Source organism: Thalassococcus profundi (assembly GCF_003344785.1).
Taxonomy (GTDB): Bacteria; Pseudomonadota; Alphaproteobacteria; order Rhodobacterales; family Rhodobacteraceae; genus Puniceibacterium; species Puniceibacterium profundi.
The window spans coordinates 198,833-211,578 of sequence record NZ_QPMK01000003.1; the positions used below are offsets into that span (position 1 = coordinate 198,833).

The window sequence follows — 12,746 nt, forward strand, 5'->3', positions numbered from 1 at the left end:
TTTTCTTTGTACGGGCGGTGTTCAGCCCAGCCAGACGTCCAGGAACAGCATCAGGACCAGCCCGACGGACAGGCCCAGCGTGGCGCGTTTCTGGTGCCCGCTGCGGTGGGTTTCGGGAATGATCTCGTGGCTGATGACATAGAGCATCGCGCCGGCCGCAAAGGCGAGGCCCCAAGGCAGGAACGGCTCCGACACCGTGATGATCGCCGCCCCGAGCAACCCGCCCAGCGGCTCGGCCAGACCGGTGAGCGCGGCGATGGCAAAGGACCGGCCGCGCGAATAGCCTTCGCCAAGCAGCGCCACCGCCACGGCGAGGCCCTCGGGCAGGTTCTGCAGCCCGATGCCGATGGCCAGCGGCATGCCGGCCTCGAATCCCTTGCCGCCAAAGCCCACGCCCACCGCCAGGCCTTCGGGAAAGTTGTGGATGGTGATCGCGATGACGAAGAGCCAGATGCGCCGCAACGAGGGAGAGGCGGGGCCGTCGGGGCCGGTCTTGAAGTGCTCGTGCGGCAGCGTCTCGTTCAGCAGCGCCACCGCCCCCATGCCCAGCAGGATCGAGATGCAGACGATGGCGGCGGGCACGGGGCCGTCGCCATGGCTTTCGGTCGCGACGTCGAGCGCCGGGATGATCAGCGAAAAGAACGACGCCGCCAGCATCACGCCGGCGGCAAACCCCAGGGACAGATCGCGCATGGCGCGGCTTGGTTGCCGCCCCAGCAATACCGGCAGGGCGCCAACCGCGGTCATCGACCCGGCGATCAGGCTGCCGAGAAAGCCGAGGGCGATCGGAGAAAGCTGTTCCATGGCGGCTCTTTACACGCAAAGACGGGGAGTGTCCCGTGCCGGCATGAAAAGAGTTCGTGGGAGGTTACAAAGGCAGGCGCTAGGCGCGTGAAAAGCTGTGAGACTGCGTGGGGCGCCCGCAATCGCTCTGTGGCGTTCAAGGCCGCATCCAAGGGCATGTCGGACCGGTCCGCGCGGACAGATGCAAAACGCCGCCCGGTCGGAACCGGACGGCGCTTCTGCTCGAAATGACTTTATGTCAGGAACTTAGCCGTCGAAGTTGACCTCTTCCATCAGCCGAAGCGCGTCGGCGCGCAGGTTGGCAAGGTCCATCAGGTTGACGCTGTCGGGGGTGAAGTCACCCCAGCTTTGCACCAGTTCCGACCGCTCGACATCCGGCTTGACGGGGAATTCGTAATTCACCTCGGCGTAGATTTCCTGCGCTTCGGGCGACGCGAGGAATTCCATGAAGGCCAGCGCGTCTTCGCGGTTCGGTGCCGCGGCGGTCATTGCTACGCCCGACACGTTCATGTGGCTGCCGCCCTCTTCGAACTCGGGGAAGACGATGTTGACCGAGTTGGCCCATTCGGTCTGTTCCGGGTCCTCGAGCATCTTGCCCATGTAGTAGGTGTTGCCCAGGCTGATGTCGCATTCGCCGGCCCAGATCGCCTTGACCTGCGCGCGGTCGTTGCCCTGCGGCTTGCGCGCGAGGTTGGCCTTGACGCCTTCGGCCCATTCCTTGGCGGCGTCATAGCCGTTGTGATGGATCATCGCCGACACCAGCGCAAGGTTGTAGGGGTGGGTGCCCGAGCGGGTGCAGATCCGGCCTTCCCACTTCGGGTCGGCAAGGTCTTCGTAGGTCGTGACGGCGCCGTCCTCGACACGCTCTTTCGAGGCATAGACGATGCGCGCGCGGGTGGTCACGCCGAACCACTGGTTGCCGGGGTCGCGGAATTCCGCGGGGATGTTCTCGGCCAGCACGTCGCTTTCGACGGCCTGGGTCACGCCGGCCTCGACCGCCTGCGACAGGCGCGAGATGTCGACGGTCATGATGATGTCGGCGGGCGACCGGCTGCCTTCCGCGGTCAGACGCTCGGTCAGACCCTCGTCGAGGTGAACCACGTTGGTCTCGATCCCGGTGGCTTCGGTGAAGGCATCGGTGATCGGCGCGATCAGTTCGGGCTGGCGCTGCGAATAGATGTTCACTTCGGCCAGAGCGGGGGTGGCGGCAACCAGAGCTGCAACAGCGGTGGTGATGCGAAGGGTCATGTCTGCTCCTTGAGGGGCGTTTCGAGATGCCGCTGTTAAAACCGACTCTTTTAGTCGGGTCAATACCTGTCGAAAAAACTCGGAAATTTAGTCCGCCTGGCCCGCGCTCAGCCGTCCAGAAGCACGGTTTCGACCGTGGAGCTGCGTTCGAGCGTGCGGTGCACCGGGCATTTATCGGCGATGTCGCGCAGTTTCGCGCGCTGGTCCGCATCCAGGTCGCCGCTCAGCCGGATGCGGCGGCGAAAGACGTCGATCTTGGCATCCGCAGCGCTGTCGGCATCCTGCGCATGCACCTTGTCGTGGCAGACGTCGACCTGCACATGGGTCAGCGGCCAGCCCTTGCGTCGTGCGTACATGCGGATGGTCATCGAGGTGCAGGCGCCGAGCCCCGCGGCGATGAAGCCGTAGGGCGACATGCCGCGGTTGCTGCCGCCATAGGCCAGAGGTTCGTCCGCCAGCGCATGGTGATGCGGCCCGGATTGCACGTCCTGCAGGAACCCGTCGGCATCCGCCTCGGAGACGCGCACCACGCCTTCGGGCGCGCCGATGGGCGGGGCAGGCGGCGCGAGCTCGAGGTAGCGGCCGGCCCAGGCGCTGATGACGCCGGCGGCGTATTCGGCGTCCTTCGGGTCCGAGATCAGGTGATCGGAGTCGTCGAGCGTGACAAAGCTCTTGGGATGCTTCGCCTGGCCGAAAATGCGCGTCGCATTGTCGATGCCGACTACCGCATCGCGTGGCGCGTGCATCACCAGAAGTGCTTTTTTCAGAGATGATACCGCCTCATGAAGGGTGGATTCTTTCACATCCTCAACAAAGTCGCGTCCGATGGTGAAGGGCCGTCCGCCCAGGTCCACCTCTGCCTGGCCGTCTGCCGTGATGGCGTCCAGCGCGTCGCCGAAATTATGCGTCACGTGCCCTGGGTCGAACGGTGCGCCAAGGGTCACCACCGCGCGGGCGGACGGAATGCTCGCCGCCGCGCGCAGGATCGCGGCGCCACCCAGCGAGTGGCCGATCAGAAGGCTCGGCGCCATGCCGCGATTCGCCAGCGTTTGGGCGGCCAGGTGCAGGTCGGCGATGTTCGAGGTAAAGGTGGTGTTGGCGAATTCGCCCATCGAATGCCCCAGCCCGGTGAAATCGAAGCGCAGCACGGCGATGCCCATGGCCGCCAGCCGGGCGGAGATGCGCCGCGCCGCGGCGATGTCCTTGCCGCAGGTGAAGCAATGGGCAAAAAGCGCCGTGGCCAGGTGCGGTCCCTCGGGCAAATCCAGCCGCGCGGCCAGCGCGTGGCCGGCATGGCCGGGAAAAGTCAGGCGTTCGGTGGGCATGAGGGTCCTTTCGGTGGCCCCGCAGAACCTAGGCGCTCACCTCCTGCGGTGCCAGAGAGACGCAGGGGGCGTCACGGCAAGGTGAGAGTCGTTTCAGCCCTGGCCTGGTCAGGCCAGTCCCATCAGCGCCGGGTCGAACGGATACCTGGTCAGGTTTTCGAACCCGTCCTCGGTGATCAGCACCTGGTCCTCGAGCTTGATCGAGAAATCGCCGCCCTCGGGCGAGGCCAGAACCTCGACGCAGAGGGTCATGCCGGGCTCCAGCGCGTAGTCGAAGGCGCCGGGCACCGCCTGGTCGGGATAGGCCACGAGCGGCCATTCGTCACAAAGCCCGACCCCGTGCATCATGCAGCCGTATTTCAGCTTTTGCAGGTCCGGACGCAGCTGGTGACAGCGTTCGGACAGCTCCGGTAAGGTCACGCCGGGCCGCAGCAGGGCCATGTTGTGCTGGATGTGCTCATGGGCGTGCTGCATGGTCGCCACCATGTCCGGCCGGGGGCGGTCCGGGCCGATCCACCAGGTCCGCGAAATGTCCACGCAGATGCCGTAAGATCCGACAAGATCGGTGTCGAAGGCAATGATTTCATTAGGCTTTGTGATCCTTGGCCCGCATTCCTGGAACCACGGGTTGGTGCGCGGTCCCGAGGTCAGCAGCCGGGTCTCGATCCATTCGCCGCCGCGGCGGATGTTCTCGGCATGCAGCACGGCCCAGATGTCGTCTTCGCTGGTCTGGCCAAGCGGCACGTTGGTGCGGGCGAAAGCCTCCATGGCGGCAACGGCGGTTTCGCAGGCATGAGACGCGCAGCGCATCGCCTTGATCTCGTCCGGGCCCTTGATCGACCGCGCCTTTTCGGTGAGTTCCTCTCCGGTGTGGATCACCAGCCCCTGCGCCTCGAGCGCGCGCAGCCCGTGCAGCATCAGCTTGTCGGCCGCGAGCCGCATGTTGCCCGGCGCATGCGTGGCCAGCAGCAGACGAACCTCGTTCGAAAAGGCATCCGCCGCCACGTCGATCCGGTCGCCGCGGTCGAAGTAGAACAGGTCCGCGCCGGAGCGCACCTCGCGCACCAGTGGATTGAAACTGCTGAGAAACGGCGCGTTCTTGTAATCCCAGACGACCATGTATCCGTCGGCGCAGACCAGCACCGCGCGGAACGGGTTGTGGGTGTTCCAGAGTTGCATGTTGGTGCTGTCGGTGGCGTAGCGGATGTTGAGCGGATCGAACATCAGGAGCCCGGCGTAGTCGCGCGCCACGATGTGATCCACCAGCCGCTGCCAACGATAACGGCGCATGGCGGGCAGGTCGGGCAAGGCGAGCCCTGCGGCGGCCCATTCGCCGAAGGCAAGCTGCGTCGGCCCGATCTCGATTCGATTCTCGTCGTTGGGGGTCATGTCGCCCAGAAGCGCGCCGCGCGTTGGGTCGATCTTGCGGGTATCGCGAAAATGGGTGTTCATCCAGGCCTCCGTCTCTGCGCGTCAGGTTGCTGTGGAAATGGACGTTGCGCCTGCCGTTTTGCGACGCGGGGGCTGGTCGTTTTCGCGCCGTGCGGGCTGTCAGGGCTGTCAGCGTTTTGTCACGCAACCATCACATCCTTGTCGCAGGGGCCGCGCTAGGACGGCGCGACACTTCTTTCGCATCCGATCAGGAGATATTCTCATGCGTGACACGGCGATCTTTTTGACGGCAGGGATGATGGCGGCCGCGTCCCCGGTCCTGGCGGGCGGCCATGGCGGCGAGACGCCGATGACCTACGGCCAGCGTCCGTTCTACCTCATCGACCAGATGCGGGACGGTCCGCTCAAGGACACGCTGATGGCCTGCCGCGACCAGACGCCCGCGCGCAGCGATTTCTCGATCGCGCATCGCGGCGCGCCGCTGCTGTTTCCCGAGCATACCGCCGAAGGCTACGTGGCAGGCGCGCGGATGGGGGCGGGCATCGTCGAATGCGACGTGACCTTCACTGCCGACAAGGAACTTGTCTGCCGCCACGCGCAGAACGACCTGCACACGACGACCGACATTCTGGCCACGGACCTGGCCGGCGCCTGCACCGCGCCCTTCACCCCGGCGGAAGGCGACACGCCCGCCGCGGCCGAGTGCCGGACCTCGGACCTGAGCCTGTCGCAATTCGAAAGCCTGACGCCCAAGATGGACGCCGCCGATGCGACGGCGACGACGGTCGAGGGATACATGAACGCCACGGCCCCCTGGCGCACCGATCTCTACGCGGCCGCCGGGGCGAGCCTGGTCACCCATGCGCAATCCATCGCGTTGCTCAAGGACCTGGGCGTGAAATTCACGCCCGAGCTCAAGGCCCCGTCGGTGGAGATGCCCTTCGACGGCTTCACGCAAGAGATGTATGCGCAGAAGATGATCGACGAATACAAGGCCGCCGACGTGCCGCCGGAAGACGTCTGGGCGCAGTCCTTCAACCTGTCGGACGTGCTCTACTGGATCGAGAACGAACCCGAGTTCGGTGCGCAGGCGGTCTATCTCGACGACCGCTACGAGGCCGAGGACGATGACGAGGGGCTGATCGACCCGATGGATCCCGCCACCTTCAAGCCGACCATGCAGGAACTGGCGGACATGGGGGTGAATTACATCGCGCCGCCGATGTGGATGCTGCTGACGCTGGACGAGAGCGGCAAGATGGTGGCGTCGGACTACGCCCGGGCGGCGCAGGACGCAGGGATCAGGATCATCGCCTGGTCGCTGGAACGGTCCGGCCCGCTGGGGTCGGGCGGCGGCTGGTATTTCCAGTCGGTGAGCGACGCGGTGACCACGGACGGCGATTATTTCACCATCCTCGACGCATTGCACAAGGAAGCGGGTGTGGTCGGTGTTTTCAGCGATTGGCCCGCGACCACGACCTACTACGCCAACTGCATGGGGATCTGAGGCGCCTCTCCTCCGCCCTCGCGGGCGTCTTCGAGCCTCACGGCCCCGGCGTGCTGCGCCGGGGCCTTTCCGTTCTCGCGCTGCGACGCTAGGAGGATCGGATGATCCTGCAAGACGCGCTTCCCTACGACATCCACGCCGCCCGTCCCTTGCCCGGGGTGCAGCCGCTGGGCGCGGCGTCCTGGCTCCTGGTCGACGAGGCCCACGCGGCACAAATGGCCGAGAGGACGCGCCTGCTGGCGCATCGGCGCGACGACGTCCTGCGTCAGACCGCGACGGGGGACGCGGCGGCGGCGGAGCTTCTGGATGTCGTGCTGGCGCATCTGCCCGCGGGCTATCGGCGCGGGCCCGACCACGTGATTCGGCCCGACGGTGTGGAGGTGACGCTTCGACAGTCCGACCCGCTGGGCACGCTGGGGCATCTGGTTCAGGAAGACCTGTGCATCCTCGAAAAACCGGATGGCGGGGCCGAGCACGTGATGACCGGCGCGGTGCTGTGCTTTCCGGCGGGCTGGCGGCTGGCCGAAAAGATCGGGCGGCCGCTGACCGCGATCCACGGCCCGGTCGCAAGCTACGACGACAACATCGCGCGCCGGGTGCAGCGGCTCTTCGACGGGTTACAGGTGGGGCGGGCGATCTGGCGGTTCAACGTGCTTTGGTACGACGACCCGGCGCTGCATCAGCCGCGGTCGGAGAGCATGCCGCGGCCACTGAGCGATCCGCGTGGCGCGCCGTTCCTGCGCTCCGAGCGTCAGTGCCTGATGCGCTTGCCCCGGACCGGGGCGGTGGTCTTTTCGATCCACACCTTCGTGCTGCGGGCGCCGGTCAGGGCAGCAGCTGGCTGAACGCGCCGGTCTGGTGAAGCACCATGAAAAGGCCAGTGATCGTCATCGCCTGGGTGACCCTGCGGAAGTCCATTCCGCGCACCAGGCCGATGATTCCCATGGAGGCGCCCACGGGCGGTGACATCATCGCCACGGTGCCGGTCATGGCCCAGCTCGCGGCCTTCATGCGCAGCTCCGGCGGGTCGATCTCGCGCAGGGCGTCGAGATGGATCATCAGCCGGTCGGCGATCTGCGACGGCGGGGGCAGCCGGCTGGCTTGGGGCGGGGTGTTTGCGGGTGCTTCGTCGTGCGCCGCGGTGGCAAAGGCATCGGAGAGCCGTGCATCGGTGTGCGCGTCCCGGGACGTGGGCGCGGGGCGGGTGGCCTTGTCCGGGGCGAAGATCTCGTCATAGCTGCGTGTGTCTTCCACCGGCGCGGCGGGCCGGCGGTTGGGCGAGACATAGCTGCGCAGGGTCAGGAAATCCTCGGTGTCCAGAAGGATGTCGGGGGCGTTCCATTCGATGATGTCGGCCGGGCTGAAGCGCAAAGCGGCGACCAGCGTGTGCGACAGGATCGTGGCGGCGCGATCTTCGGAAAAGCGCGCGTTCGACGTGGCGCGCGCGGTAAAGAGGATGCGCGGGCCGTAATCGCTGTCTTCCTGGGGGGTGATCTCGATCCGGATCGTGTCGCCCCAGACCGCGGTGAGGTCGTCGGACATCCCGGGGCGGCACCCCGGCGCGCAATCGGCGCGGGCGACCGCATCGGTGGCGGCGCTGAGGTAAGGCCCCGGCGCCATGCCGTTGGTGTCCGGCAGGATCAGGGCGGCGTAGAAGCTGGGCTGCGGCATCGTTTTCACGTCCCGGTTGCAAGGTCCAGGACAGGATACCCGCGAATTGCGGTCAGACTTCGACGCAACCCGCCCGTTTTGACGGTGTTTCTTCGCCGCGCCGCCGCCGGTTTGTGGCAGGGCGCGGCGCGGCGGTCAGTTACCGACGCGTTCGGCGGAATAGGCGATGGCGCGCTGGTAATTGCCGCTGTCGTTCCAGGCGGACAGCACGCTGAAGTTGCGCGTGCCCTGTCCGAAGGGCTGCCCCGGCTGCCAGCCGTTGCGGCGCAGCATGTTGGCGGCCGACGCCAGCGCATCCACGGCGTTGTAGGGGTCGGCGCGCCCGTCGCCGTTGGCATCCACGCCGAAGCGTTCCCAGTTGCCTGCGAGGAACTGCATGTGCCCCAACTCGCCCGATGGTCCGCCGTTGGTGCCGGCGCTGATGACTCCGCGGTCGACCAGCCGCAGCGCCGCGATCGCGTCATCCTCGAACCGCGGATGGCGGCGGCAGTACGAGGCCAGCGTCACGGCGCCGTCGACGATGGGCGTTCCGCCCAGGTAGCCGCCCCAGCTGGTCTCGAGCCCCCAGATCGTGGCGAGGATCGACCCCGGCACGCCGTAGTTGCGCTCGAGCGAGGCGAAGAGATTGGCGTTGCGCTGGATTTTGGCGCGGGTCTGGCCGATGAAATTCTCCGCCGAACTGCCCGACCGCTTGGCCAGGAACCGCGCCGGGTCGCCCTGCGACACGCCGGACTGGCTCGAAGGGTTCGATTCGAACCGCCAGGTGATGCCCGACAGCTGTGCGCCGCTCAGCGCCGCCATGCCGCGCTGTCCGACGCCGGCGGCAGCAGCATCGTTGGCCAGTGCCTGTTTGTATCCGCCATAGCCTCCCTGGCTGGTGATGCAGGGCGCGGCGAGCGCGGATCCTGCGGCGAAGCAGAAAAGGGTGGCGATGACGATTCGGCGCATGGGAACTCCTTAAACCCGGGTTTCGGAAATAAGGTAGCGACATTTCGCCATAGGTAAATGCCGGGATTCCGTGCTCTGCCGTATCAGAAGACGCTCAGGACGCCGGCCATGGCGTTGCTGGTGTCGGTGGCCAGGATGACACCCGCCAGCGTCAGGGCGATCGAAGCAACGCGCAGACGGTTCGAACCGGCCACACCGTGCTCTGCGCGCATCGCGGCAAGCTCGGAGTCGTCGGCGCTGCGGAGCATGCAGGCCTTCACGTTGGCATCGTAGGCCCGCACATGCGCGTCGTAGCGGTGCGGGGTCGGGATGCCGTTGCGGTTGGCACCGTCCACAGCTGGCATCATCCGGGCAAGGGTGCGGCGGTGCATGCGGGCGGTGGGTCGATTGGTGTCCGCCAGGGTCCGTGTCGGGCGACGCGGCGCGACCGGGGCGGGGGCGGGGGCCGCGAATTTCGGCGCCAGCGCCTCCATGAACCTGGTCCGGGGCAGCAGTGTTCCGGTCTCGAGCCAGGCGATATGGGTCACGGGCAGAGCCGCGCACAGGTGGTAGACGAGACCTGCAAGGCGGGCCTGCACCGCCTTGTCGGGAAGCCCCGCGCCGCCCAGCGACAGCACCAGCTCGGTTCCGCCACGGGTCAGGTTCACGTCCAGCGCCGCCTCGAGGCTGTCGCCGGAAACGGTCACGCCGGTGAAGGTGACCGTCGCCGCGTCGCATCCTGTTTCGCCCAGGGCGTGCAGGGCGGATTTCAGAATGCCGCCAAGCTCGGTGGTCGAGAACAGGCGCTCTGACTGCAGGATCAACGTCGAGTTGTGGTAGGTGATGAGGGTCATTTCCTGGCTTCCTTGCAACGGTTTTGGGGCGTGTTGCTTGGGGTCCAGTAGGGCCGAGAATTGTGCAGTTTTTTTGTTTTTTGAGCGCAAAGGTTAAGACGGAGTTTGTGCAAACCTCTGCTTTCGCTCCATTTTCGACGCTTTGGGCGCGTTTCGCCGCGTTCGGGTCACATTTGACTAAAGTATGGTGGCGGAGCGGTCGGCAGTCCCGTGACCGACAGGGCGCCCGTCGAATCAGTGCCGGTCTACGGACATCCCGCCGCAGGACCGCACGTTTCATGCGTGCGGAAAAAAAGAAGCGCCCCGGGTGGGGCGCTTCGGAGTGTCGATCTGAAGGATCGGATCAGCAGCTGTAGTACATGCCGAACTCGACGGGGTGCGGCGTGTGCTCGTAAAGCTCGATCTCTTCCATCTTGAGCGCCACGTAACCGTCGATCTGGTCCTTGGTGAACACGTCGCCGGCGAGCAGGTACTCGTGATCCTTCTCCAGCTCCTGCATCGCTTCGCGCAGGCTGCCGCAGACGGTCGGGATGCCGGCCAGCTCTTCGGCGGGCAGGTCGTAGAGGTTCTTGTCCATCGCCTCGCCCGGGTCGATCTTGTTCTTGATGCCGTCCAGACCGGCCATCAGCAGGGCGGCAAAGCACAGATACGGGTTCGCCGACGGATCGGGGAAGCGGGCCTCGACGCGCTTGGCCTTCGGGCTCTCGGTCCACGGGATCCGCACGCAGCCCGAGCGGTTGCGGGCCGAATAGGCGCGCAGCACCGGGGCCTCGAAGCCGGGGATCAGGCGCTTGTAGGAGTTGGTGGACGGGTTGGTGAAGGCGTTGAGCGACTTCGCGTGGGTCAGGATGCCCCCGATGTACCACAGCGCTTCCTGGCTGAGGTCGGCGTATTTGTCGCCGGCGAAGAGTGGCTTGCCGTCTTTCCAGATCGACATGTTGCAGTGCATGCCGGTGCCGTTGTCGCCGTAGATCGGCTTGGGCATGAAGGTGGCCGACTTGCCGTAGGCCTGGGCGACGTTGTGGATGACGTACTTGTACTTCTGCAGCTCGTCCGCCTGCTTGGTCAGCGATCCGAAGATCAGGCCCAGTTCGTGCTGACAGGACGCCACTTCGTGGTGGTGCTTGTCGACCTTCATGCCCATGCGCTTCATGGTCGAGAGCATCTCGGCGCGGATGTCCTGGCCGTCGTCGATCGGGTTCACCGGGAAATAGCCGCCCTTGACGCCCGGACGGTGGCCGGTGTTGCCCATCTCGTATTCGGTGTCGGTGTTCCACGCCGCATCCAGCGCGTCGACCTCGTAGGACACCTTGTTCATCTTGTTGCAGTAGCGCACGTCGTCGAAGAGGAAGAATTCCGCCTCGGGCCCCCAGTAGGACACGTCGCCGATGCCGGAGGACTTGAGATAGGCCTCGGCCAGCAGCGCGGTGCCGCGCGGGTCGCGATTATAGGGTTCGCCGGTGTCGGGCTCGACCACGGTGCAGTGCAGGCACAGGGTTTTTTCCGCGTAGAACGGGTCGATATAGGCGCTTTCGGTGTCGGGAATGAGTTTCATGTCCGACGCTTCGATGGACTTCCAGCCTTCGATGGACGAGCCGTCGAACATGAAGCCTTCGTCGAGGAAATCCTCGTCGACCTGGTCTTCCATCAGCGTCACGTGCTGCAGCTTGCCGCGCGGGTCGGTGAAGCGGATGTCGACAAATGCGACTTCCTCGTCCTTCATCAGCTTGAGAACGTCTTTCTTACTCATTCCTTCGGTCCCTTTCTCGGTTGGGTCGTCTTTTCAATATGGGTGATGTGGCTGCGACCGGACGGCTCAGAGCGCGTCCGAGCCGGATTCGCCGGTGCGGATACGGATGGCCTGTTCGACGGAGCTGACGAAGATCTTGCCGTCGCCGATCTTGTCGGTCTTGGCAGCCGCGATGATCGCCTCGATGGCGCCGTCGACCTGGTCGTCGTCCAGAACCACTTCGATCTTCACCTTGGGAAGGAAGTCCACCACGTATTCGGCGCCGCGATAAAGCTCGGTATGGCCCTTCTGACGGCCGAAGCCCTTGACCTCGATCACGCTCAGCCCCTGGATGCCGGCATCCTGCAAAGCCTCTTTGACTTCGTCGAGTTTGAACGGCTTGATGATCGCCTCGATCTTTTTCACGGTGCTCTCCCTTCGGTCTTACATGGCGCTCCAGATCACTTCTGCCCCAGAGCCTCAATCTGATACGGTCCCGAAATGCGCGCGGGCGCAAAGCAAATCCGCAAGCAGGCTGAAATTTTGATCAACATGCGCAAAAAGTGTGCGGTTTGCAAACCAGCGCCTTTGCCGGGCGGGGACAGGGGCCGGGTGCCGCGGAATTGCCTTGGAAACCGCCCGGACAGGTCCGGTCCCGGCCTTTGTCCTGTCGTCATTGCGGGCGAGTCTATCGCGCGGCAATGAGCGGGAAAGGACAAGCACCATGGCGGGTTTCAAGGGATATGGCCGCATGCTCTTTTGGGGCGGCATGGTCGTCGCGGTCTGGGCCGGCCAGCAGTCGGGGATGTTGTCCGGCAGCAGCAACGCGGCTCCGGCGCCCGCACAGAACGTGGCCTTTGTCGCCACCTTCGACGCGCGCATGTCCACCGCCAGGGTCAAGGCGCAGCACAGCCTGCCGGGGTTCCTGACCCGGATGGCGAGCGGTGACACGCGCGGGTGGGAGGGCCCAGCGGTCAAGGTGGCCATTCCCGGCACGCATCAGGTCGAGAACATCTGGGTGGCGGACATCCTTCCCGAGGGGGAGGGCGCGTACACCGGACGCCTCTCCAACGATCCGGTCAACCTTGACGGGCTGAAGAGGGGCGACCGGGTCGCGTTCGGCGCGGACCAGATGGTCGACTGGACCGTGACGCTCGACGGGCGCGCCTACGGGCATTTCGGTGCGCGGGCGATGTTGCCCGTGATGGACGAAGACCAGGCGGCGCAGATCAGCGCGGTGCTGTCGACCGACCCGCTGCCCGCCGGGTGGTAACGCCGCGCCGCCTTCG

General features: G+C 65.7%; 12 protein-coding genes. 3 read left to right on the plus strand and 9 right to left on the minus strand.

Annotation, left to right across the window (positions count from 1 at the left end):
• Positions 1-21 precede the first annotated feature (21 nt).
• From DU478_RS05240 to dddP, 4 genes are all read right to left on the minus strand, one after another.
• Positions 22-804, minus strand: a complete 783-nt coding sequence (locus tag DU478_RS05240) for a ZIP family metal transporter (protein ID WP_114509894.1) — start codon at positions 802-804, stop codon at positions 22-24.
• Between the two features lie 246 nt (positions 805-1,050).
• Complete coding sequence (locus tag DU478_RS05245; protein ID WP_114509895.1) at positions 1,051-2,052, minus strand: Fe(3+) ABC transporter substrate-binding protein; 1,002 nt, start codon at positions 2,050-2,052, stop codon at positions 1,051-1,053.
• Positions 2,053-2,159: 107 nt separating this feature from the next.
• On the minus strand, positions 2,160-3,377 hold the full coding sequence (locus DU478_RS05250; protein ID WP_114509896.1) for a bifunctional alpha/beta hydrolase/OsmC family protein: 1,218 nt from the start codon (positions 3,375-3,377) through the stop codon (positions 2,160-2,162).
• 108 nt (positions 3,378-3,485) lie between these two features.
• Entirely contained in the window at positions 3,486-4,829 is a 1,344-nt protein-coding gene (dddP, locus tag DU478_RS05255) for a dimethylsulfonioproprionate lyase DddP (RefSeq protein WP_114509897.1), read from the minus strand.
• 235 nt (positions 4,830-5,064) lie between these two features.
• On the opposite strand from dddP, the gene DU478_RS05260 reads away from it, so the two are divergent.
• Positions 5,065-6,276: a glycerophosphodiester phosphodiesterase family protein gene (locus DU478_RS05260; protein WP_114510230.1), complete on the plus strand. Its 1,212-nt coding sequence runs from the start codon at positions 5,065-5,067 to the stop codon at positions 6,274-6,276.
• A gap of 101 nt (positions 6,277-6,377) precedes the next feature.
• Positions 6,378-7,121, plus strand: coding sequence for a heme-dependent oxidative N-demethylase family protein (locus DU478_RS05265; protein WP_114509898.1), 744 nt, complete (start codon positions 6,378-6,380; stop codon positions 7,119-7,121).
• Here DU478_RS05265 and DU478_RS05270 read toward each other — a convergent pair.
• The 5 genes from DU478_RS05270 to DU478_RS05290 all read right to left on the minus strand — a co-directional run bounded on the left by DU478_RS05270 (position 7,102) and on the right by DU478_RS05290 (position 11,883).
• Positions 7,102-7,947 carry a hypothetical protein gene (locus DU478_RS05270; protein ID WP_114509899.1) on the minus strand — a complete coding sequence of 282 codons (846 nt, stop codon included), beginning with the start codon at positions 7,945-7,947 and terminating at the stop codon, positions 7,102-7,104. The two genes, DU478_RS05265 and DU478_RS05270, sit on opposite strands and share 20 nt — an antisense overlap.
• 135 nt (positions 7,948-8,082) lie before the next feature.
• The gene (locus DU478_RS05275; RefSeq protein ID WP_114509900.1) at positions 8,083-8,895 is read right to left on the minus strand and encodes a lytic murein transglycosylase; all 813 of its coding nucleotides are present in this window, start codon (positions 8,893-8,895) and stop codon (positions 8,083-8,085) included.
• A gap of 83 nt (positions 8,896-8,978) precedes the next feature.
• On the minus strand, positions 8,979-9,728 hold the full coding sequence (locus tag DU478_RS05280) for a hypothetical protein (protein WP_114509901.1): 750 nt from the start codon (positions 9,726-9,728) through the stop codon (positions 8,979-8,981).
• A gap of 343 nt (positions 9,729-10,071) precedes the next feature.
• Entirely contained in the window at positions 10,072-11,478 is a 1,407-nt protein-coding gene (gene glnA / locus DU478_RS05285; protein ID WP_114509902.1) for a type I glutamate--ammonia ligase, read from the minus strand.
• Positions 11,479-11,544: 66 nt separating this feature from the next.
• A complete protein-coding gene (locus tag DU478_RS05290; protein WP_114509903.1) occupies positions 11,545-11,883 on the minus strand; it encodes a P-II family nitrogen regulator in 339 nt (112 codons plus the stop codon).
• Between the two features lie 298 nt (positions 11,884-12,181).
• On the opposite strand from DU478_RS05290, the gene DU478_RS05295 reads away from it, so the two are divergent.
• The gene (locus tag DU478_RS05295; RefSeq protein ID WP_114509904.1) at positions 12,182-12,730 is read left to right on the plus strand and encodes a DUF2314 domain-containing protein; all 549 of its coding nucleotides are present in this window, start codon (positions 12,182-12,184) and stop codon (positions 12,728-12,730) included.
• Positions 12,731-12,746: the final 16 nt, after the last annotated feature.

Bases quoted from the DNA above. Each gene is read 5' to 3' on its own strand.
- DU478_RS05270 (WP_114509899.1), bottom strand. From the start codon at position 7,947: ATGCCGCAGCCCAGCTTCTACGCCGCCCTGATCCTGCCGGACACCAAC.
- DU478_RS05260 (WP_114510230.1), top strand. From the start codon at position 5,065: ATGATGGCGGCCGCGTCCCCGGTCCTGGCGGGCGGCCATGGCGGCGAG.
- DU478_RS05275 (WP_114509900.1), bottom strand. From the start codon at position 8,895: ATGCGCCGAATCGTCATCGCCACCCTTTTCTGCTTCGCCGCAGGATCC.
- DU478_RS05240 (WP_114509894.1), bottom strand. From the start codon at position 804: ATGGAACAGCTTTCTCCGATCGCCCTCGGCTTTCTCGGCAGCCTGATC.
- DU478_RS05265 (WP_114509898.1), top strand. From the start codon at position 6,378: ATGATCCTGCAAGACGCGCTTCCCTACGACATCCACGCCGCCCGTCCC.
- DU478_RS05245 (WP_114509895.1), bottom strand. From the start codon at position 2,052: ATGACCCTTCGCATCACCACCGCTGTTGCAGCTCTGGTTGCCGCCACC.
- DU478_RS05250 (WP_114509896.1), bottom strand. From the start codon at position 3,377: ATGCCCACCGAACGCCTGACTTTTCCCGGCCATGCCGGCCACGCGCTG.
- DU478_RS05280 (WP_114509901.1), bottom strand. From the start codon at position 9,728: ATGACCCTCATCACCTACCACAACTCGACGTTGATCCTGCAGTCAGAG.
- DU478_RS05295 (WP_114509904.1), top strand. From the start codon at position 12,182: ATGGCGGGTTTCAAGGGATATGGCCGCATGCTCTTTTGGGGCGGCATG.
- glnA (WP_114509902.1), bottom strand. From the start codon at position 11,478: ATGAGTAAGAAAGACGTTCTCAAGCTGATGAAGGACGAGGAAGTCGCA.
- dddP (WP_114509897.1), bottom strand. From the start codon at position 4,829: ATGAACACCCATTTTCGCGATACCCGCAAGATCGACCCAACGCGCGGC.